Below are 21,393 nucleotides of genomic sequence, written 5' to 3' on the forward strand. Positions count from 1 at the left end.
ATTATTTATTCTTAATGCGACAGTTCCCTAAAATTTTATTAAGAATTAATTAAAAAATTAAATTATTAAAAAAATCTTTACTATTTAAAAAATGATATAATATAAAGTAGGCTAGTTTAAAACAACGGAGGAATTAAAATGTTTTTAATTGTTGGATTAGGAAATCCGGGAAAAGAATATGATGGAACAAGACATAATATAGGATTTGCTGCGATAGATTATATAGCAGATAAGTATAATATAGAATTAAATAGGATAAAATTTAAAGGTGTATTTGGAGAAGGATTAATAAATGGTAAAAAGGTTATTTTATTAAAGCCAACTACATATATGAATTTAAGTGGAGAAAGCATTAGAGAAGTAGTTAATTTTTATAAAATAAGCAATGAAGAAATAATTGTAATTTATGATGATATAAGTTTAGAAGTTGGAAGAATAAGAATAAGAGAAAAGGGAAGTCATGGTGGACATAATGGTATAAAAAGTATTATAGCTAATTTAGGGACTGATGTTTTTCCAAGAGTGAAAATAGGAGTTGGAGCACCAAAAGGAAATTTAGTTTCACATGTATTAGGAAAGTTTAGTGATGAGGAAGTAGAAATATTGAGAGAATCAATAAAGGCTTCAAGTGATGCAACAAGCATTATAATAAGTAATAATACAAAAGAAGCTATGAATAAGTTAAATGGCTTTAATGCAGGTAAAGAGAAATAAATAGGGAATATGGAAGGTGATAAAATGAGATTACAGGGGCTATTACAACCCTTAAAAGAAAATGAAAAATTTATTAGTATTTTAAATGAATTAAGGAAAAAATCTTTTCCTATAGATATTGTTGGTTTGTCAGAGTCAGGGAAAAGTTATATAATAGATGCAATTTTTAGTGAAATAGAAGATTCTTTAGTTGTAGTAACACATAATGAAATAGAAGCTAAAAATTTATATGATGACTTAAGCTTATATTCAACTAATGTATACTTTTTACCTATAAGGGAAGTTGTATTTTATAATGTTGATGCTATTTCAGGGGATTTAAGATGGGCTAGACTTAAAGTTATAAAGGAAATACTTGATAATAAAAATAAAAAGATAATAGTTACTTCGATAGAGGCAATGACTTCAGTATATACGCCTAAAGAAAAATACATTAATTATAATATAAATATAAAAAGTGGGGATGAAGTAAATTTAAAAGATATATCTAATAAATTAATTGAATGTGGATATGAAAGAGTAGAAGTAGTTGAAGGAAAAGGTGAATTTTCATTTAGAGGAGGGATACTTGATGTTTTCCCTCCTATAGCTATTTATCCATATAGAATTGAGTTGTTTGGAGATGAAGTAGATTCTATTAGAACTTTTAATATAGAATCACAACGAAGTATAGAAAAAGTTGAAGTTGTAGAAATTTTCCCAGCAAAAGAAGTTATTGTAGATGAGGAATCAAAGAAAAGAGCAAATGAATGTATTATTGATGAATTAAATAATGTAATAGAAAAATCATCTAATAAAAATAGTGAACAAATTCAAAAGTTAAGTAGAATAGTAAATAAAAATGTAGAAATGTTAAATGAAATTTATACATTTGAAACTATTGATAGTTATTTACCATTCTTTTATGAAAGGGTAGAAAGTTTTTTTGATTATTTTAAGGGATATACTTTTATTATTGATGATTTAAAAAGATGTGAAGGTAAGCTTGAAAGTATTTATTATGAATTTAATGAAAATTATTTAGCATTTCTTCAAAGAGGAGATATTTTACCATCTCAAAATAAATTATTAATTAATAAGGAAGAGTTATTAGTTAATTTAGAAAAATCTGATGTTATTACTTTAAACCCCTTTGAAAAACATAGTGGTATTTTATATTCAGAAAAAACTGTTGAATTTAAGCAAATTACTTCTAATAGTTATAATGGACAATTAGATTTGTTAATTGAGGATATAAATTTAAGAAAGAAAAATGGATATAAAACTTTAATTTTAGCAGGAACTAGAACTAGAGGAGAAAGGTTAGTTAACACATTAAGGGATAGAGATATTGAAAGTGTTTATAAAGATGTTGTAGATTCAATTGAATTAGGGCAGATTGTAGTTACATTTGGTAACTTGGTAAAAGGATTTGAATATCCAGACTTAAAGATTTGTGTAATATCAGATAAAGAAGTATTTGGCGAAGCCAAAAAATCTCTACCTAAAAGGGGAAGTAAAAGAAAAGGTGTTGGAAAAATAACAAGTTTTGCTGAATTAAAGCCTGGAGATTATGTTGTACATGCAAATCATGGAGTTGGTGTATTTAAGGGAATTAAACAAATTGAAATTGCAGGAAATACAAGGGATTATTTAGATATTGTATATGATAAAGGTGATAAGCTTTATGTGCCTGTAGATCAATTAGATTTGGTGCAAAAATACATTGGAAGTGAAGGTAAAAATCCTAAGATAAATAAACTTGGAGGAAATGAGTGGCAAAAGGCTAAAGCAAAAGTAAGAAAGTCAATAAATGAAATTGCTGAAGATTTAGTTAAACTTTATGCAGCAAGAGCAGCATTAAAAGGATATAAGTATTCTAAGGATACTGAATGGCAAAGACAATTTGAAGATGAATTTCCTTATGAGGAAACACCAGATCAATTAACATCGTTGGAAGAAATAAAGCATGATATGGAATCAGATAAGCCTATGGATAGATTACTTTGTGGTGATGTTGGATATGGAAAAACAGAAGTTGCAATAAGAGCTGCATTTAAAGCTGTAATGGATGGAAAGCAAGTAGCATTTTTGGTACCAACTACAATACTTGCAGAACAACATTATAAAAATTTAGTTAAAAGATTTTCAGATTTCCCAGTGAAAATAGATATGGTTAGTAGATTTAGAACTACTAAGCAACAAAAAGCAACATTACAAGCATTGAAGGAAGGAAATGTTGATATATTAATAGGAACTCATAGATTAGTATCTAAGGATATTGTTTTTAAGGACTTAGGATTATTGATAGTTGATGAAGAACAAAGATTTGGAGTTGCTCAAAAGGAAAAGATAAAATCTATTAAAAAGAATGTTGATGTATTAACATTAAGTGCAACACCTATTCCTAGAACACTTCATATGTCATTAACTGGGGTTAGAGATATATCGGTTATTGAAACACCACCAGAAGAAAGATTCCCAATTCAAACTTATGTGCTTGAACAAAACGATCAACTAATTAGAGATGCTATATTAAGGGAAGTAGCAAGAGAAGGTCAAGTTTACTTTGTATATAATAGAGTTGAAAGTATACAAGGTATGGCAAATTATATAAGTGAACTAGTTCCTGAATGTAAAGTTGGTGTTATTCATGGCCAAATGACTGAAAAAGAACTAGAAGCTGAAATGATTAAGTTTATGCAAAAAGAATATGATGTTTTAGTTTGTACAACAATTATAGAAACTGGTATAGATATTCAAAATGTTAATACCATTATAGTAAACAATGCAGATAAAATGGGATTATCACAGTTATATCAATTAAGAGGAAGAGTTGGACGTTCAAATAAAATTGCATATGCATATTTTATGTATACTAAAGATAAGGTGTTAACTGAAGTTGCTGAAAAGAGGTTAAAAGCATTAAAAGATTTTACTGAACTTGGTTCAGGATTTAAAATAGCTATGAGAGATTTAGAAATAAGAGGAGCTGGAAATATGATGGGCTCGTCTCAACATGGTCATATGGCAGCTATAGGATATGATTTATATTGCAGAATGTTAGAAGATACAGTAAAGCTTATAAAGGGAGATATAGATAAAGAACCAATTGAAACAACTGTTGATATCAAAGTAGATGCATATATACCTTCATCTTATATTGAGGATGAAATTCAAAAAATTGAAGTTTATAAAAAAATTGCAGCTATTGAAAATCTTAATGATTATAAAGAAATAAAAGAAGAATTAGAAGATAGATATTCATCAATTCCTGAAGCTGTGTATAATTTAATGGATATTGCATATATAAAAAGTTTAGCAAAGGAATTATTAATAGAGGAAATAAAGGAATTTAAAAGTGAAGTAAGGTTTAAGTTCCCTAAAGAATATAAAAAAGTTAATTATATTTATCATATATTATTGAAGAATTACAAGGAAAATGTTGTTTTATATTTTGGAGAAACGCCTTTTTTTGCTTTAAAAGTTAATACAATTAAGCGTGAAGAGATATTAGAGTTTTATAAAAATCTTCTTAAAGATTTAATTGAAAATTCACGTAAAAAATAGACTATAAAATTTGAATAAAAAGGATAATACTGATATACTAAAGTGTATATCAAATTATAAAAAGTAAAGTGAGGGAAAAGAAAGTGAGAAAGATAAAGAACATAGTAGCTATTGCAACTGTTGCTGTTATGGCATTTTCAATGGCAGGATGTAAAATGATAGAAAAGACTCCAGCAGCTATACAAAAAACTGTATTAGCTAAGGTTGGAAATGAAAAAATTACTATGGCAGATGTTAATAGTGAATTAAAAAGTGATATAGATTATTTAATCCAAACGTATGGTAAAGATTATGAAAATTCTATGGATGATAAAATGAAAGAAAAATTAAAAAGTGCAAGAAAATCTGTTCTTGAACAATTAGTAAATGATAAGGTATTAATAACTAAAGGTACAGAACTTGGATATGTATTATCAGGTGATGAATTAAATGCTGCTATAGAAAAAGAAAGACAAAAATTTGTTGAAGCATATGGTGGAGAAGATAAATTACAAGAAGCAATAAAGTATTATGGAATGGATGATGATAAGTTTAATAAATTTCTTGAAAATTTAGTAAAGACTAACGAAGTTACTGAAGCTATAACAAAAGATGTTACTGTAACAGATGAAGATGTTGAAAAATATTACAATGAAAATATAGATAAATATAAAAAGAAAGCAGGAGCAAATGCTAAGCATATATTATTTGAAAGTGAAGATGAAGCATTAGCTGCTAAAGCTAAAATAGATTCAGGAGAAACTACTTTTGATGCTTTATTTGAGCAATATAAAGGAAATGCCTCAGGAAAATTCCCAAAAGCAGAAGATTTAGGTTATGTTGAAAATGATAAAGAAAACTTTGATACTGACTTCTTAGCTGGATTTAAGCAATTAAAAGAGGGAGAAATTTCTGCACCAGTTAAAAGCTCATTTGGATATCATATAATTAAAGTTGAAGGAGTTCAAGCAGAAGATACAACAACTCCACTTGATGAAGTTAAGGATTCTATAAAGTCAACTTTAGAAACTGATAAAAAGAAAGAAGTTTATAATTCAACATTAGAACAATGGAAAAAAGATTTAAAAGTTAAAACATACGAAAATAGACTTTAATAATTTGCAAAAAGGCTAAATGAGATTTGATATCTTATTTAGCTTTTTTTTATATAATTACTTTGAACTTATAGGTATTTATAGTTAAAGAAATAAAAATATTGTTTTTTTATTGCCATAGACTTCTTATAATTCCTCTTTAAATAGTAGAGAATAAATATTGGGTATATGTGTATAAAATTTCTAATACTTCAAATAATAATAATGCAGTTAAATATATAACAGAATTAAGGAGGTAACTCATAATAATGAAAGCTACAGGAATAGTTAGACGTATTGATGATTTAGGAAGAGTAGTTATACCAAAAGAAATAAGAAGAACTTTAAGAATTAGAGAAGGAGATCCATTAGAAATATTTACAGATAGGGAAGGTGGAGTAATATTAAAAAAATATTCACCAATAGGAGAATTAACTGACTTTTCTAAAGAGTATGCTGAAAGTTTACAACAAGCAATTGGACATATTGTTTTAATTACTGATAAAGATGCATTTATATCAGTAAGTGGAGCAACAAAGAAAGATTATATTGAAAGAAAAATAAGTTCTGAATTAGAATCAGTAATGGATGGAAGAAAGTCTATTATTATAACAGAAAGTAATAAAACAATTCCTTTACATAATGATGAGGACCCAGGAGAATATACAAGCCAAGTAATTGCACCAATAATTGCTGAAGGAGATGCTATTGGAGCAGTACTTATTGTATCAAAAGAACAAGATAATGAATTTGGAGAATTACAATTAAAGTTAGTTGAAACTGCTGCAGCTTTCTTAGGAAAGCAAATGGAACAATAATAAACATTATACATATTACAATATTTGTTAAATAAAAGTGGTATATTTGTAATAATACCTCTAAGCTTTAAATAAAAATTAGTAGTAGTTAGTAATTTAAGTTTGGAGGTATTTTATGAAAAAGCAGTCTCTAATAAAAGGAAGCTTGATTTTGGGACTAGCAGGTATGTTGGCAAAAGTATTAGGATTTTTCTTTAGATGGCCATTAATTATGTTAATAGGAGATGAAGGGATTGGTTATTATCAATTGTCATATCCTTTATATATGTTTTTTGTGGCTATGGCAAGTGGAGTTCCAATTGCTGTTTCTAAAATGATATCAGAAAAAAATGCAATTGGAGATGTTAAAGGAAGTTATGAAGTTGTTAAAGAATCATCTTTTTTAATGATAACTTTAGGATTAGGAACATCATTAATATTATTCTTTTTTGCAAAGCCAATAATTAGTTTTTTAAAATGGGATATGAAATCTTATTATTCGTTAATTGGTATTTCTTTTGCACCTATGATGGTTTCATTTGTAACTATATTTAGAGGCTTTTTTCAAGGACTTCAAAATATGACTCCGTCAGGAATATCTCAAATATTAGAGCAAATAGGAAGAGTAGTTATTGGTGTTGGATTAGCTTATTTTCTTTTTGACAAGGGAATTGAGTATTCAGCAGGGGGCGCTGCTTTTGGAGCAGCAGGAGGAGCATTTGTTGCAGGAATATATTTAGTTTTAAAGTATAAAAGAGTAAAAAAAGAAGCTGGAATAAAAAAGGTTAAAACCAATACAGACTTATTAAATAAAATATTGAAAATAGCCATACCTATTTCTGTAGGAGCAACTGTAGGAACTATTATGAACTTAATTGATTCAATTTTGGTTCCACAAAAACTTTTAGAATCAGGGGTTGAAAATCCAACAGTGTTATATGGACAACTTACTGGTAAAGCAGCTGTATTAGTAAATATTCCATTAACATTATCTATGGCTATATGCACATCTTTAATTCCCATAATAGCAGAAAATTATGTATTAAATAAAAAAGAAGAAATGCAAAATAAAATTAATATAGCATTAAAATTATCAGCAGTTATTGCATTACCAGCTACATTAGGAATATTTTGTTTAGCTGGGCCTATAATGAAATTAATATTTTTTGATAAATATGAAGGAATTGAAATTTTGAGATATCTTTCAATATCAATTCCATTTATTATAGTAACTCAAACAACAACATCTGTATTACAAGCTACTAATTATTATATAAGGCCGGTTGTAAACTTAATAATAGGGTGTATTTTAAAAATTATATTGACGGCGATATTAGTTCCAATACCTAAAATAAATATTTTTGGAGCAGTAATATCTAGTGTAGCTTCATATATGTTGGTAACTATATTAAATCTTATATCTCTTAAAAGTAAAACTAAATGTAATATTAGTGTATATGATTCTTTTGTAAAACCTGGATATGCATCAGTTATAATGAGTGTTGTAGTTTTATTTGTTTATGAATTTATGATGAAAAAAATAGCTAATAACAGTATTTCTTGCTTATTATCAGTATTTATGGGTATTATTATATATATAATATCTATTCTACTCTTTAAGGTATTTGATGTTAATGATGTAAAGAATAGATTAGTAAGAAAATGATATAAGGAGAGTACTATAAATGATAAAAATAGTTGGATTAGGGCCAGGTTCACCAGATTCCTTAACAATAGGTGCTGTTAAAGCTTTAGAAGAAAGTAAAAATTTATATTTTAGAACAGAAAAGCATCCTACGGTTGATTATTTAAAAAATGGATTAAAATCTTTTAAGACTTGTGATAATTATTATGAAGAGGGAAGTAGCTTTGATGAGGTATATTCTAACATTGCAAATGAAATGATAGAAGAATATAAAAAATACGGTGAACTTGTTTATGCTGTTCCAGGTCATCCTTTAGTTGCTGAAAGATCTGTTTTAAATCTTATTAATTTATGCAATGAAAATAATATAGAATATAAAATATTACCGGCAGTTAGCTTTGTAGATGCAATGATGGATAGATTGCAAATTGATCCAATTGAAGGACTAAAGATAATAGATGCATTTGATATAAAAAATCAAATATTAGATAAAAGAATTGGAACTATAATTACTCAAGTATATAATCATTTAATTGCTTCAGAAGTAAAGCTGGAATTGCTTGAATATTATAATGATGAAACAGAAATATATTATGTAAGAGCAGCAGGAATACAAGGAGAAGAATCTATAAGAAAAATACCTTTATATGAATTAGATATGCAAGAAGATATAGATTATTTAACTTCAGTATATATTCCTAAGGATATAAACAATAAAAAAGATTTTTATGATTTAGTTAATACTATAGAAATCTTAAGAAGTGAAGATGGTTGCGCATGGGATAGAGAACAAACTCATGAAAGTATAAAGAATTGTCTTATAGAAGAAGCATATGAAACTGTGGATGCTATAGAAGATGATAATATAGATGGTTTAATAGAAGAACTTGGAGATGTTTTATTGCAAGTAGTATTCCATTCTGTAATTGGAAAGGAAGATGGTTATTTTAATATTTCTGATGTAATAGAAGCAATTACTTCAAAAATGATTTATAGGCATCCACATGTGTTTGGTGATACTGTGGCAAATACTTCTAATGAAGTCTTACAAAACTGGGATGAATTAAAGAAGAAAGAAAAGAATTATGAAACTTTAAGTGAAGAAATAGATGGAATAGCAAAAGCCTTACCTGCACTAACAAAAGCTCATAAGGTACAAAAGAAGGTTTCTAAAGTAGGATTTGATTTTGAAAATATAAATGAAGCTATTAAAAAGATTAAAGAAGAAATAAATGAAGTATTAGATGTATATAAATCCAATAATAGGGAAAAAATAATAAATGAAGTTGGAGATTTGCTATTTGCTTGTGTTAATGTAGCAAGATTATTAAATGTTGATGAAGAAGAAGCATTAAACAAGTCTACTAAAAAATTTGTTAAGAGATTTAATTTTATTGAAGAAAGTATAGTAAATCAAGGAAAAAGCTTAAGTGAATCAACGATAGATGAGATGAATGCCTTATGGGAAGATTCAAAAAAGTACGATTAAAAGAAAAAAATTAGAAAATCTGCATGGATAGAAGGAATTTAATATTTTATGCAGAATATTTTGTAAGAGAAGATTTATAAAATTACTATGCTACAAGAAAAAGTTGTAATAAATATATTTTTATAGAAAAAAAGGCCTTATACTATAGACTACTTAATAAAGTGGATATATAATAAGGTAATGTAGTTATAGTACATAATTTAAAATAGTTAACTACAATATTTTAACTGTTTATTTAAGGAGGATGTAAATCGTGAATAAAGCAGAATTAATTACTAGCATGGCTGAGAAGAGCCAATTAACAAAGAAAGACGCAGAAGCTGCATTAAAAGCTTTCATTGATTCAGTTCAAGAAGCTTTAGAAGGTGGAGACAAAGTTCAATTAGTTGGATTTGGTACTTTTGAAACTAGAGAAAGAGCAGCTAGAGAAGGAAGAAACCCAAGAACTAAGGAAACTATAAACATTCCAGCTTCTACTGTACCAGTATTTAAAGCAGGTAAGGAATTTAAGGAAAGAGTTAATAAGTAATTATATTTTTAAGCCCGAGTTATCTCGGGTTTTTTAATATTTAAAATTAAATTTTATTAAAGGAGCATAAACCATGAGATTAGATAAATATTTAAAAGTTTCAAGAATAATAAAAAGAAGAACAGTAGCTAAAGAAGCTTGTGAAAATGGAAGGGTTTCTATTAATGATAAAGTTGCTAAACCTTCAACAAATATAAATGAAGGAGATATAATTGAAATTACATTTGCAAATAGAAAGTTAAAAGCAAGAATCATAAATATTGCTGAACATGTAAAAAAAGAAAATGCAAAAGAAATGTATGAGATTTTAGAGGGGGAAGAAGATAAAGAATAATTTTAAATAACTTTTCATATATTTAACCAAGAAATATATGGAGGGATAAATAAATGGAGAAAAAATCAGAAGGTAAATTAGATGAATGTAAAGGAAATATTACATTAGAAAATCGAAAAAAAATGACTTTAACTGGAGTTGAAGAAGTTATTAGTTTTGATGATGAAAAGATACTTCTAAATACTAAATTAGGAGCATTAACAATAAAAGGTCAAAATTTAAAGATGAATAAACTTGATGTACAAAATGGTGATGTAATGATCAATGGAGAAATATATTATATTGTATATAGTGGGAAGGAAATTAAAAAAGAAAAAGAAGGTATATTTGCAAGGCTTTTTAAATAGGAGGTTATTATGCTATTAAATACAGAAATACAATTTAGTATTATAATGTATGCAATACTAGCTGGCATATTAACAGGTGCAATGTTTGATTTATATAGAATAATAAGGGGAAGTAATGTAAATAAGGTTATAATAGCTATTGAAGATATATTATTTTGGATATTAGCTGCAATGATTGTTTTTGCATTTCTTCTTTACACTAATTATGCCTTTTTAGGAGCATATGTTTATATATTTATGATTCTTTCTTTAGCCTTGTACATAAGGTTTATAAGTGATATATGTGTAAAGTTTGAGTTAAAGCTTGTAAATATATTAGCAAAGGTATTTAGAGTTATATTTAAACATTTAATTTATCCATTTAAAGTAATATTTCATAATATTATTGGAAAAAATAATTAGTAGAAAAAATATCTTGAATTAATTATGTTGAGTGGTTTACAATATATTTATAGAATGATATAAAGAGGGTACTATTTTATGAAAAAAAACATAAACCTTAAGATAATTAGTGTTGTTTTAATTATTGGTATTTTTAGTGTTAGCTTAATAAAGCAAGTTGTTGTTTTAAGGAGAATTAAAAAAGAAATTTCTACTCAAACACAGGAATTAGAGCAATTAAAAGAAAAGAATATTAAGTTGCAAGCAGAACTAGATAGGGCTCAAGGTAATAATGAGTATTTAGAAAAACTAGCTAGAGAAAGATTAGGGTTAATAAAAGAAGGTGAGCAACAAATTATTACAAATAATATATCTGAATAATATAGGTTTAAGTTTAAAATTCTATTAATATGGTTATTATTATTAATGACATAGATTATTTTTTATTTTAAGGAGGATTCTTTGTAAAATGACCTTAATGGCAGGAAACATATTAGAGGGTACAGTGGTAAATATTACAAACTTCGGAGCGTTTGTAGAGATTGAAGGAAAAACAGGTTTAGTTCATATTTCAGAAGTTGCAGATTCATTCGTTAAGGATATAAGACAACATCTTAATGAACAAGATAAAGTTAAGGTAAAAGTTATATCAATTGATGATAATGGTAAAATTAGTTTATCAATTAAGCAAGCTAACGTTAAGAAAAAATCTGTTAAGCCTGCAGAAATTCAATGGACATCTGAAAAGAAAAAAGCTGCTCCAGCAAACTTTGAAGATATTATGTCTAGATTTTTAAAGGATAGTGAAGAAAGGCAACAAGACTTTAAAAAGCATCAAGAGTTTAAATCAAGAAATAAAAAAAGCTTTTAATTAGAATTTTAAAAAAGTTTAATATATTAGAGGGGCTGTCGTACTAAAATTTTTATACACAATATATTGTTTTAAAAAATAAAAATTAATACAATATATTGTAGGGTTTATTCTTAATGCGACATCCTCTTTTTTAATAAAAAAAGAGAAAAATTTAAAAAATATAAACTTTTATATAGCATAAAGTCGCTATTTTATTAGGTTAAGAGACAATTTAAAATAAAAAATAAAAAAAATGAAAAAAATGTTGACAGTATTATATTCATGCTATATAATTAATTTTGTCGTCAGATGAAGACGGCGAAACAAATACGCTGAAGTGGCGGAACAGGCAGACGCACAGGACTTAAAATCCTGCGGTAGCGATACCGTACCGGTTCGATTCCGGTCTTCAGCACCAAACTAAATTCAACTTAATATCGCGGGGTGGAGCAGTTGGCAGCTCGTCGGGCTCATAACCCGAAGGTCGTAGGTTCAAGTCCTGCCCCCGCAACCAAACATGGCGGAATAGCTCAGCTGGCTAGAGCACTCGGTTCATACCCGAGGTGTCGTAGGTTCAAGTCCTATTTCCGCTACCAGATACGCTGAAGTGGCGGAACAGGCAGACGCACAGGACTTAAAATCCTGCGGTAGCGATACCGTACCGGTTCGATTCCGGTCTTCAGCACCAAGTTGAATTTAGTTTATAATATCGCGGGGTGGAGCAGTTGGCAGCTCGTCGGGCTCATAACCCGAAGGTCGTAGGTTCAAGTCCTGCCCCCGCAACCAAAACATGGCGGAATAGCTCAGCTGGCTAGAGCACTCGGTTCATACCCGAGGTGTCGTAGGTTCAAGTCCTATTTCCGCTACCAAATACGCTGAAGTGGCGGAACAGGCAGACGCACAGGACTTAAAATCCTGCGGTAGCGATACCGTACCGGTTCGATTCCGGTCTTCAGCACCAAGAGATACAAAGTGATTTGTATCTCTTTTTTTCTTTATTCAAAGATATAAAATTTTTGAAATTATAAAATTAATGATATCAATTAATTTAAGTCTTAAAACTATAAGATTAATAATGTGAAATATGTGGCAATAGCCACTTTTTTTAGCCATATTTTAGAAATAAATTGATAATAAGTATTTAACTGAAAAGTTAATAATAATTTACGACAAGAAATACAAGGGTAATAAAAAATATTTATTTAAAATATGTAAATAAAGTTTTTATAGGGAAAATAATAAAAAAATATATACCAAAAAAAGGAAAAGTGTCTTACGAATTTATAATTTAATAAACACTAAATGACATAACTCTAATTATAATAGTGCTATTATTTTAGTAGGAATTTTATGAAGGGGAAGGATAATTATGGATTATGGTGTTGAAGTACCTAGTTATAGAAGAATAGATAATGAAAAGAAAATAAAAAAAATAAATTTTGAAAATGGATTACTGGGATTATTAATAGTATTATTTTCCGGAGTTATGATAAGTCGTGTAGGGTTTGGATTTGTTGAAGGTTTATATTTAGCTCCTTTTGGGATAAGTTATTTTTTAGCTATGGTAAAGAAAAATGATATAAAAAAGAGTTTATTAATATTTGTTTCAGTTGTAATAGGTTATCTAGCTGGTTATAGCAGAGAAAAGGATGTAATCATTTATGTTTCTATATTAACAATAGTATTATTATGTAAAGTAATATTTACTATACTTAAAAAAAATTTTAAAAGTAATATTGCTTTTATGGCAATTATAATTTCTGGATTAGTAATAGGAATATCTATAGGAGAACAAAGCCTTGAGATAAATGCAGTTTTTTCATTAATTAAATCATTAGTTGTAGTACCTATATTTTATATATTAAATTATGGTATTGAATGTATTCAAGAATTAAATACTAATCATTTTTATTCAACTGAAGAATTGATAAGTATAGCTATATTGATTTGTTTGGTAATTGCAGGAATAGGGGATTTTGCTTTATTAGGGGTTGAAATAAGAACAATATTAGCAATGTCAGTAGTTATAACAGTTGCATATGCTGCTGGAAGCAGTATTGGAGCTATATTAGGAGTTGCTATGGGATTAATAATGGGAATTGCTAATAATGACCTTCTTGTATCAACAACTATTTATTCGGTATGTGGATTAATTGTTGGAGTTTTCAAGGAAACTGGAAAAGGATTTTCAGTGTTAGCATATATTATTTCTATGTTTATGATAAGGACATATATGGGACAAGTTACAATTCAATCAGTTTTAGAAATTATATTAGCTGCTATTATTATGATTATAATTCCTGAAAATATTATAAGACAAATATTAAGAGAACTTAGTAATGAGGAAAAAGGAAAAATAATTAGTGATGCACAAGTTGAAGGGATTAAATTAGAATTTGTAGATAGATTAGAAGCTTTAAGAGGTTCATTATCAGCAGTAGCAACTTCAATCGAAGATTTATCAGGAAATGAAAAATTACTTATGAAAAATAAGGGGACTGCTATGATAGAAAGTTTAGCAGATAGAGTTTGTCAAAATTGTGAAATGAATAATAAATGTTGGGGAAGAGAATTGCATAGTACATTTTCTGAATTTGGAGAGCTTATGTTAAGTTGTGAAAGTAAAAAAACATGTTTGCCTAAGAATTTAGATTTAAAATGTGTAAAAAGAAATACATTATTAAAAAGTGCAGAGGAATTATTTTCTACTTATACAATTAATGAAGCATTAAAATCAAGATTAATAGAGGGAAGAAAAATTATAGCAAGTCAAATAAGTAATATGTCTATAACAGTATCTAATATACTTAGTGATTTTAATAGTAATGTAAATAGTTGTTTAGAAATAGATAAAGTTTTAAGAAAGACCTTAGCTAAAAATAAGATAAGATATAAAAATATTTATTCTTATACTGATAGAAAAGGACGTTTAAAAATTAAAATAAAGGTAGATAGTATAGATGGAGAAAGCTATTGTAGAAAAAATATTTTACCTACCATTAGTGAATTTATAAGAACGCCATTAAGTATATCTCAAGATGGATGTACTATAGATCCTGAAACTAATGAATGTTCAATAGTCATGGAAGAAACTTATAAATATAATGTTTCCTCATTTGTGTCTTTTAATGTTAAAGATGGGGAAAAGTATTCAGGGGATAGTTATAGTTTTGGAAAAAATAAAGTAGGTGAATATGTAACTATATTAAGTGATGGAATGGGTTCAGGACCAGAAGCTGGATTAGAAAGTGAAGCTGCAATAGAATTAATAGAAAAATTTAATGAGGGGGGATTTAGCGAAAACACAATGTTAAATGCAGTAAATTCAATTATGGGAATGAAATTTAATGAAGATGAGAAATTTACTACATTAGATATGAATTCTATAGATTTATATACAGGGGAAGTTCAATTTATAAAAGTAGGAGCTAGTATGAGTTTTATTAAAAGGGGAAAAGATGTTGAAGTTATAAAAAGCTCAAGTTTACCTTTTGGAATTGTTGATGATATGGATGTAACTCCTATAAGAAAAAAGGTTAAAAATGGTGACATAATAATAACTATTAGTGATGGAGTTATAGACACAAATAAAGATAATGTTGGTGAATATTCTTGGATAGTTGATTATTTAAAAGCAGAACAAGTTAATCCAGAAATTTTAGCAAGAGAAATTTTAGAAATGGCTAAAAAGAGATGTGATGGCAGAGTTTTAGATGATATGACAGTAGTGGTATCAAAACTATATTCAACTTATTAATAAAAGTGCTCCTTTGAGCACTTTTATTAATAATTATAGATTTAAAAATTAAATAAATGTAAAGAATTAATAATATAGAATGTTTACATTAAAATACAGTAAATGTATTATATATTTATATATTAAACAAATAGGAGAAAATAAGTGTTAAATAAAGTTACAAATTATATAAATGATAATAAACTTATTGAAAAGCAAGATAAAGTACTAATAGCTTTATCAGGAGGGCCAGATTCAGTATGTATGCTACATATATTGTATAAATTAAAAGAAGTTTTTGATATAGAATTAGGTGCAATACATATAAATCATATGTTAAGAGGTGATGAATCTGATAAAGATGAAGAATATATAATTAGATTATGTAGTGAATTAGGAATAAATTATTATGTCAAAAGAATAGATATAGAATGTGTTGCAAACAAAGAAGGAGTTTCTTTAGAAGTAGCAGGAAGAAACGAAAGATATAAGGCATTTGAAGAAATAAGGAAAGAGCATGGTTATAATAAAATTGCAGTAGCGCATAATGAAAATGATCAAGCAGAAACAGTAATTATGCGTATGATGAGAGGTACAGGGCTAGAAGGATTAACTGGTATAAAATCAAAAAGAAAAGATGGAATCATAAGACCAATATTATGTTTAAAAAGAAATGAGATAGAAGATTATTGCAAAGAAAACAACTTAAATCCTAGAATAGATAAAAGTAACCATGAAAGAATTTATAGTAGAAATAGAGTTAGATTGGATATACTTCCTTATATGAAAGAACATTTTAATGATGACATAGTTGAAACATTAAATAGGATGGTATTATTATTACAAAAAGATAATGAATTTATAGAAGAATATTCCAAAAGGTGCTACAATAAATATTGTAAAACTAAAATTAATGAACTAATTATAAAAAAGGAATTATTTAAGGATGAAATGGATTCTATAATTTCTAGAGTAATAATTATGGCATTTAAAAATATTTCGAATTCTCATGAAAATTTTGAAATGAAACATATAAATCAAATTACTAGTTTATCTAAAAATTCAACTGGGAAAAAAATAAATTTAACAAATAACATAGTATGTGAAAATTTATATGGTGATATTATATTTAAGTCAAATCAAAGTCAAAATAAAAATAACAATAATAAGGTATTGATAAAAAAAGAAGAATTTTCAAATAATATTTACTTTGAAGATTATGAAATAAAATTCCAAGTTATAGACAACAATTACAAGGGAAAATTCCCTAAAAATGACTTAATAAAGCTATTTGATTATGATAAGATAAAAAGAGATATTTTAATCAGACATAGAAAAGATGGAGATAAAATTGTTCCTTTAGGAATGAATGGTAGTAAAAAGATTAAAGATATTTTTATGGATTTAAAAATTCCAAGAGATGATAGAGATGAGATACCAATTGTATGCTTTGATGATGAAATTTCATGGGTTGTAGGATGTAAAACATCACAAAAATTTAAAATAACTAAGGATACTAAAAAAATATTAAAAATAGCGTTTAGTAGAAAGGGATAAAATTTATGTTACAAGATATAAGAGAAGTGTTAATTAGTAAAGAAGCTATTGAAGCTAAAACAAAGGAATTAGCAGAAAGAATTAGTAGAGATTATAAGGGAAAAGATTTATTAGTAGTAGGGGTTTTAAAGGGGTCAGTAATATTTGCTTCAGAATTAATAAAAAATATAACTATACCATGTGAAATTGATTTTATGGCAGTATCTAGTTATGGAAGTTCTTCTGAAACTACTGGAGTAGTAAGAATACTAAAAGATTTAGATAGTGAAATTTCAGGAAAACATATATTAATAGTTGAAGATATAGTAGATAGTGGAGTTACATTAAGTTATTTATTAAATTATTTAAAGACTAGAAATGCTAGTTCAGTAGAAATAGCATCATTATTAACTAAACCGTCTAGAAGAAAAGTAGACATAGATTGTAAATACGTTGGATTTGAAACACCAGATGAATTTTTAGTTGGGTATGGATTAGATTATGCTGAAAAATATAGAAACCTACCTTTTATAGGAATATTAAAAAGAGAAGTGTATGAAAAATAATTAGTAGTTAAAAATTAAGATAATAAGACTATAAGAAAGGAGGGCCTTGAATGAAAAAATATTCAAGTGCTACTGTTTGGATAATAGCTATAATATTATTATTTTTTGCTGCATCATTTCTTTTAAATGGAGAAAGTAGTTCTGATAGAATAGTATTTAGTGAGTTCCAACAAAAGTGGATAAATGATGAAATTGAAAGTGTAAGAGTTGATCCTGATAAGATGCTCGTTACTGGACAGACAAAAGATAAAACGAATTTTACTGTTTATGCACCAGATTCAATGATAGAAATGTTAAATAGTCAATATGCAAAAAATGATATAAAAATAGAATATGTAGCACCATCTAATAATAGTGCATGGCTTACTATAATTCCTATGGGGATGATAATATTATTATTTGTAGTATTTATTTTCTTTTTTACACAACAATCGCAAGGTAGTGGAAGTGGAAAAGGAGTAATGACTTTCGGTAAGAGTAGAGCTAAGATGTTATCTCCAGATGCTAAAAAGGTAACTTTTGATGATGTTGCTGGAGCTGATGAAGAAAAGGCAGAATTAGAAGAAATAGTAGATTTCTTAAAGTCACCATCTAGATACATTGAAATGGGAGCAAGAATACCTAAGGGTGTTTTATTAGTTGGACCTCCTGGTACAGGAAAAACTTTGTTAGCTAAAGCTATTGCAGGAGAAGCTGGTGTGCCATTTTTTAGTATATCAGGTTCTGATTTTGTTGAAATGTTCGTTGGAGTTGGAGCATCTAGGGTTAGAGACTTATTTGAACAGGCAAAGAAAAATTCACCAGCTTTAATATTCATTGACGAAATTGATGCAGTAGGAAGACAAAGAGGTGCTGGACTTGGTGGGGGCCATGATGAAAGAGAACAAACTCTTAATCAATTATTAGTTGAAATGGATGGCTTTGGTGCTAATGAAGGTATAATAATGATAGCAGCAACCAATAGACCAGATATTCTTGACCCAGCATTATTAAGACCAGGAAGATTTGATAGACAAATAGTTGTTCAAAGACCTGATAGAAAAGGAAGAGAGGCAGTTTTAAAAGTTCATACACAAAGGAAACCCTTAGCTGTTGATGTAGATTTAGAAGTATTAGCTAAAAGAACACCAGGATTTAGTGGAGCTGACTTAGAAAATTTAGCTAATGAAGCAGCGCTTTTAGCAGTTAGAAAAGATAAAAAGGCAATTGGAATGGATGAATTTGAAGAAGCAATAACTAGAGTTATTGCAGGGCCAGAAAAGAAGAGCAGAGCTATTAGTGAGCATGATAGAAAGCTTACAGCATATCATGAGGCTGGTCATGCTGTTGTAATGAAATGTTTAAAACATTCTGATCCAGTTCATGAAATTAGTATAATACCAAGAGGCATGGCAGGTGGATATACCATGCATTTACCAACAGAAGATAGAGCATATACTTCTAAGGAAAAATTACAAGATGAAATGGTAGGCCTTTTAGGTGGTAGAGTTGCTGAAAAGTTAATTTTAGGAGATATAAGTACAGGGGCTAAAAATGACATTGATAGAGCAAGTTCAATAGCAAGAGCTATGGTTATGGAATATGGAATGAGTGATAAAATTGGAACTATTTCATATGGCTCTGATAATAATGAAGTATTTTTAGGAAGAGATCTTGGAAGAGGAAGAAACTTTAGTGAAGAAATAGGAGCTGAAATAGATAAGGAAGTTAAGATGTTTATTGAAGTTGCATATGATAGGGCAGAAGAACTTCTTAAAACTAATATAAATAAGCTTCATGCAGTAGCAAATGAATTACTTGATAAAGAAAAGATTGATGGAAAAGAATTTGAAATGATTTTTGATGCTAATTAAAAGCATTTGTTAAAATGATGACAACTAACTTATTAAATAAGTTAGTTGTAGTTTTTTTATGTTATATAATATGAAAAAAGTAAGAAAAATATAAAAGTAGTAATGTGGCAGTATATAGAGTATATTTAAAAAGGAGAATTATAGTGATATAATTAAATATAATTTTAATTTTAAATATTAAAGGGGGTTAATAATATGAAAAGTGATATTCAAATAGCTCAAGAAGCAAAGATGGAACCAATAGTAAAAATTGCAGAAAAATTAAATTTAACTGAGGACGATATAGAGCTATATGGAAAATATAAATGTAAGATTTCATTAGATGTATTAAATAAAAACAAGAATAAGGAAGATGGAAAGTTAGTACTTGTTACAGCAATAAATCCAACGCCAGCAGGAGAAGGAAAATCTACTGTTACAGTTGGGTTAGGTCAAGCATTATGTAAAACAGGAAAAAAAGCAATTATTGCATTAAGAGAGCCTTCTTTAGGGCCAGTGTTTGGGGTAAAAGGTGGTGCTGCTGGTGGTGGATATGCTCAAGTTGTACCTATGGAAGATATAAATTTACATTTTACAGGTGATATGCACGCGATTACTACTGCTAACAATTTATTATGTGCAGCAATAGATAATCATATTCATCAAGGAAATGATTTAAGAATAGATTCAAGAAGAATTATATTTAAAAGAGTCATGGATATGAATGATAGAGTATTAAGAAATATAGTTGTTGGTATGGGTGGAAAAGTTAATGGATTTTTAAGAGAAGATGGATTCATGATAACTGTTGCATCAGAAATAATGGCTATTCTTTGTTTAGCAACAAGTTTAAGTGATCTTAAAAAAAGAATGGGAAATATATTAATAGCATATGATTTAGATGGAAATCCTATTTATGCAAAACAACTTAATGTTCAAGGGGCCATGGCACTTTTAATGAAAGATGCAGTTAAACCTAATTTAGTTCAAACTTTAGAAAATACTCCAGCAATAATTCATGGAGGTCCATTTGCAAATATAGCTCATGGATGTAATTCTATATTAGCAACTAAAATGGCATTAAAATTAGGAGAAGTAGTAGTTACAGAAGGAGGATTTGGAGCAGATTTAGGTGCTGAAAAATTCTTAGATATAAAATGTAGATATGGAAACTTAAAACCTGATTGTGTAGTTATAGTTGCAACTATGAGAGCTTTAAAGCATCATGGTGGAATTAAAAAGGAAGAATTAAATGTTCCAAATGTTAAAGCATTAGCAAAAGGGATTGTAAACTTAGAAAAGCAAATAGAAAACATGCAAAAATTTAATATTCCTGTTGTTGTTGCTATAAATAAATTTGTAACAGATTCAGATGAAGAAATTAATTTTATAAAGGATTTTTGTAAAAATTTAAATGTTGAAGTAACATTAAGTGATGTTTGGGCTAAAGGTGGAGAAGGTGGATTAGAATTAGCTAATATAGTAAATAATATATTAGAAAATGAAAAATCAAGTTTTAAAGTTTTATATGATGAAAATAAGAGCATTAAGGAAAAAATATTAACTATTGCTAAAGAAATTTATGGAGCAAGTAATGTTAATTATACACCGGCAGCTAATAGACAAATAATGGAGCTTGAAAAATTTGAGTTAGATAAGTTACCAATTTGTATGGCAAAAACACAATATTCATTATCTGATAATCCAGCCTTGTTAGGAAGACCAGAAGGATTTGATATTACAGTAAAAGAAGTTAGAGTTTCTAATGGAGCAGGGTTTATTGTTGCATTAACAGGTGATATTATGACTATGCCTGGATTACCAAAGGTTCCTGCAGCTAATAAAATGGATATTTTGGAGAATGGTGAAATTGTAGGATTATTCTAAAATTTAAAATTTACAACACTTGACAAATAATATGTAATTGTTAAAATTAAATTATTAGTTTAATTACTGTTTAATAGTACAATAAAAGCAGCTTTAGGGCTGCTTTAATTATGTTAAGGTGGTGC

General features: G+C 27.8%; 17 protein-coding genes and 7 tRNA genes. All 24 read left to right on the forward strand.

Annotated elements, in window-relative coordinates:
* Positions 1 to 138: 138 nt before the first annotated feature.
* Complete coding sequence (pth, locus tag ACUN06_RS00645) at positions 139 to 714, forward strand: aminoacyl-tRNA hydrolase (RefSeq protein ID WP_291732591.1); 576 nt, start codon at positions 139 to 141, stop codon at positions 712 to 714.
* Between the two features lie 24 nt (positions 715 to 738).
* Positions 739 to 4,263, forward strand: a complete 3,525-nt coding sequence (gene mfd, locus ACUN06_RS00650) for a transcription-repair coupling factor (RefSeq protein WP_294369138.1) — start codon at positions 739 to 741, stop codon at positions 4,261 to 4,263.
* An 83-nt stretch (positions 4,264 to 4,346) separates the two neighbouring features.
* The gene (locus tag ACUN06_RS00655) at positions 4,347 to 5,357 is read left to right on the forward strand and encodes a peptidylprolyl isomerase (RefSeq protein ID WP_291732589.1); all 1,011 of its coding nucleotides are present in this window, start codon (positions 4,347 to 4,349) and stop codon (positions 5,355 to 5,357) included.
* A gap of 248 nt (positions 5,358 to 5,605) precedes the next feature.
* Positions 5,606 to 6,154, forward strand: a complete 549-nt coding sequence (gene spoVT / locus ACUN06_RS00660) for a stage V sporulation protein T (RefSeq protein WP_291732587.1) — start codon at positions 5,606 to 5,608, stop codon at positions 6,152 to 6,154.
* Positions 6,155 to 6,269: 115 nt separating this feature from the next.
* On the forward strand, positions 6,270 to 7,799 hold the full coding sequence (locus ACUN06_RS00665; protein ID WP_294369133.1) for a putative polysaccharide biosynthesis protein: 1,530 nt from the start codon (positions 6,270 to 6,272) through the stop codon (positions 7,797 to 7,799).
* A gap of 19 nt (positions 7,800 to 7,818) precedes the next feature.
* Complete coding sequence (gene yabN / locus ACUN06_RS00670) at positions 7,819 to 9,267, forward strand: bifunctional methyltransferase/pyrophosphohydrolase YabN (protein WP_449389965.1); 1,449 nt, start codon at positions 7,819 to 7,821, stop codon at positions 9,265 to 9,267.
* A gap of 253 nt (positions 9,268 to 9,520) precedes the next feature.
* A complete protein-coding gene (locus ACUN06_RS00675) occupies positions 9,521 to 9,796 on the forward strand; it encodes an HU family DNA-binding protein (RefSeq protein WP_291732580.1) in 276 nt (91 codons plus the stop codon).
* Between the two features lie 73 nt (positions 9,797 to 9,869).
* Positions 9,870 to 10,130, forward strand: coding sequence for an RNA-binding S4 domain-containing protein (locus ACUN06_RS00680; protein ID WP_291732578.1), 261 nt, complete (start codon positions 9,870 to 9,872; stop codon positions 10,128 to 10,130).
* Positions 10,131 to 10,183: 53 nt separating this feature from the next.
* A complete protein-coding gene (gene yabP, locus ACUN06_RS00685; protein ID WP_294369129.1) occupies positions 10,184 to 10,477 on the forward strand; it encodes a sporulation protein YabP in 294 nt (97 codons plus the stop codon).
* A 9-nt stretch (positions 10,478 to 10,486) separates the two neighbouring features.
* Positions 10,487 to 10,879 (forward strand): spore cortex biosynthesis protein YabQ, encoded by a 393-nt coding sequence (yabQ, locus tag ACUN06_RS00690; protein ID WP_291732573.1) that lies wholly within the window; start codon positions 10,487 to 10,489, stop codon positions 10,877 to 10,879.
* A 78-nt stretch (positions 10,880 to 10,957) separates the two neighbouring features.
* Positions 10,958 to 11,239 (forward strand): FtsB family cell division protein, encoded by a 282-nt coding sequence (locus ACUN06_RS00695; RefSeq protein ID WP_291732572.1) that lies wholly within the window; start codon positions 10,958 to 10,960, stop codon positions 11,237 to 11,239.
* An 88-nt stretch (positions 11,240 to 11,327) separates the two neighbouring features.
* A complete protein-coding gene (locus ACUN06_RS00700) occupies positions 11,328 to 11,729 on the forward strand; it encodes a S1 domain-containing RNA-binding protein (protein ID WP_291732571.1) in 402 nt (133 codons plus the stop codon).
* A gap of 313 nt (positions 11,730 to 12,042) precedes the next feature.
* A tRNA-Leu gene (locus ACUN06_RS00705) sits at positions 12,043 to 12,129 on the forward strand.
* Between the two features lie 20 nt (positions 12,130 to 12,149).
* Positions 12,150 to 12,225 (forward strand) — tRNA-Met (locus ACUN06_RS00710).
* A gap of 5 nt (positions 12,226 to 12,230) precedes the next feature.
* Positions 12,231 to 12,307: transfer RNA gene (locus tag ACUN06_RS00715), tRNA-Met, on the forward strand.
* Positions 12,308 to 12,312: 5 nt separating this feature from the next.
* A tRNA-Leu gene (locus tag ACUN06_RS00720) sits at positions 12,313 to 12,399 on the forward strand.
* Positions 12,400 to 12,421: 22 nt separating this feature from the next.
* Positions 12,422 to 12,497 (forward strand) — tRNA-Met (locus ACUN06_RS00725).
* Between the two features lie 6 nt (positions 12,498 to 12,503).
* Positions 12,504 to 12,580, forward strand: a tRNA-Met gene (locus ACUN06_RS00730).
* A gap of 5 nt (positions 12,581 to 12,585) precedes the next feature.
* Positions 12,586 to 12,672, forward strand: a tRNA-Leu gene (locus ACUN06_RS00735).
* Between the two features lie 408 nt (positions 12,673 to 13,080).
* The gene (gene spoIIE, locus ACUN06_RS00740; RefSeq protein WP_449389966.1) at positions 13,081 to 15,468 is read left to right on the forward strand and encodes a stage II sporulation protein E; all 2,388 of its coding nucleotides are present in this window, start codon (positions 13,081 to 13,083) and stop codon (positions 15,466 to 15,468) included.
* Positions 15,469 to 15,612: 144 nt separating this feature from the next.
* Positions 15,613 to 17,004 carry a tRNA lysidine(34) synthetase TilS gene (gene tilS, locus ACUN06_RS00745; protein ID WP_449389967.1) on the forward strand — a complete coding sequence of 464 codons (1,392 nt, stop codon included), beginning with the start codon at positions 15,613 to 15,615 and terminating at the stop codon, positions 17,002 to 17,004.
* A 5-nt stretch (positions 17,005 to 17,009) separates the two neighbouring features.
* Complete coding sequence (gene hpt, locus ACUN06_RS00750) at positions 17,010 to 17,549, forward strand: hypoxanthine phosphoribosyltransferase (protein WP_291733367.1); 540 nt, start codon at positions 17,010 to 17,012, stop codon at positions 17,547 to 17,549.
* 50 nt (positions 17,550 to 17,599) lie between these two features.
* The gene (ftsH, locus tag ACUN06_RS00755; RefSeq protein WP_291733363.1) at positions 17,600 to 19,402 is read left to right on the forward strand and encodes an ATP-dependent zinc metalloprotease FtsH; all 1,803 of its coding nucleotides are present in this window, start codon (positions 17,600 to 17,602) and stop codon (positions 19,400 to 19,402) included.
* A 195-nt stretch (positions 19,403 to 19,597) separates the two neighbouring features.
* On the forward strand, positions 19,598 to 21,268 hold the full coding sequence (locus tag ACUN06_RS00760) for a formate--tetrahydrofolate ligase (RefSeq protein ID WP_449389968.1): 1,671 nt from the start codon (positions 19,598 to 19,600) through the stop codon (positions 21,266 to 21,268).
* Positions 21,269 to 21,393 lie beyond the last annotated feature (125 nt).

The sequence above is a fragment of the Clostridium sp. ETTB3 genome (genome assembly GCF_053571985.1).

Excerpts from the sequence above, each read along its gene's own strand:
- ACUN06_RS00680 (WP_291732578.1), top strand. The coding sequence starts at position 9,870 with ATGAGATTAGATAAATATTTAAAAGTTTCAAGAATAATAAAAAGAAGA.
- ACUN06_RS00665 (WP_294369133.1), top strand. The coding sequence starts at position 6,270 with ATGAAAAAGCAGTCTCTAATAAAAGGAAGCTTGATTTTGGGACTAGCA.
- ACUN06_RS00700 (WP_291732571.1), top strand. The coding sequence starts at position 11,328 with ATGACCTTAATGGCAGGAAACATATTAGAGGGTACAGTGGTAAATATT.
- yabP (WP_294369129.1), top strand. The coding sequence starts at position 10,184 with ATGGAGAAAAAATCAGAAGGTAAATTAGATGAATGTAAAGGAAATATT.
- ACUN06_RS00760 (WP_449389968.1), top strand. The coding sequence starts at position 19,598 with ATGAAAAGTGATATTCAAATAGCTCAAGAAGCAAAGATGGAACCAATA.
- yabN (WP_449389965.1), top strand. The coding sequence starts at position 7,819 with ATGATAAAAATAGTTGGATTAGGGCCAGGTTCACCAGATTCCTTAACA.
- ftsH (WP_291733363.1), top strand. The coding sequence starts at position 17,600 with ATGAAAAAATATTCAAGTGCTACTGTTTGGATAATAGCTATAATATTA.
- hpt (WP_291733367.1), top strand. The coding sequence starts at position 17,010 with ATGTTACAAGATATAAGAGAAGTGTTAATTAGTAAAGAAGCTATTGAA.
- spoVT (WP_291732587.1), top strand. The coding sequence starts at position 5,606 with ATGAAAGCTACAGGAATAGTTAGACGTATTGATGATTTAGGAAGAGTA.
- yabQ (WP_291732573.1), top strand. The coding sequence starts at position 10,487 with ATGCTATTAAATACAGAAATACAATTTAGTATTATAATGTATGCAATA.
- ACUN06_RS00695 (WP_291732572.1), top strand. The coding sequence starts at position 10,958 with ATGAAAAAAAACATAAACCTTAAGATAATTAGTGTTGTTTTAATTATT.
- mfd (WP_294369138.1), top strand. The coding sequence starts at position 739 with ATGAGATTACAGGGGCTATTACAACCCTTAAAAGAAAATGAAAAATTT.
- spoIIE (WP_449389966.1), top strand. The coding sequence starts at position 13,081 with ATGGATTATGGTGTTGAAGTACCTAGTTATAGAAGAATAGATAATGAA.
- pth (WP_291732591.1), top strand. The coding sequence starts at position 139 with ATGTTTTTAATTGTTGGATTAGGAAATCCGGGAAAAGAATATGATGGA.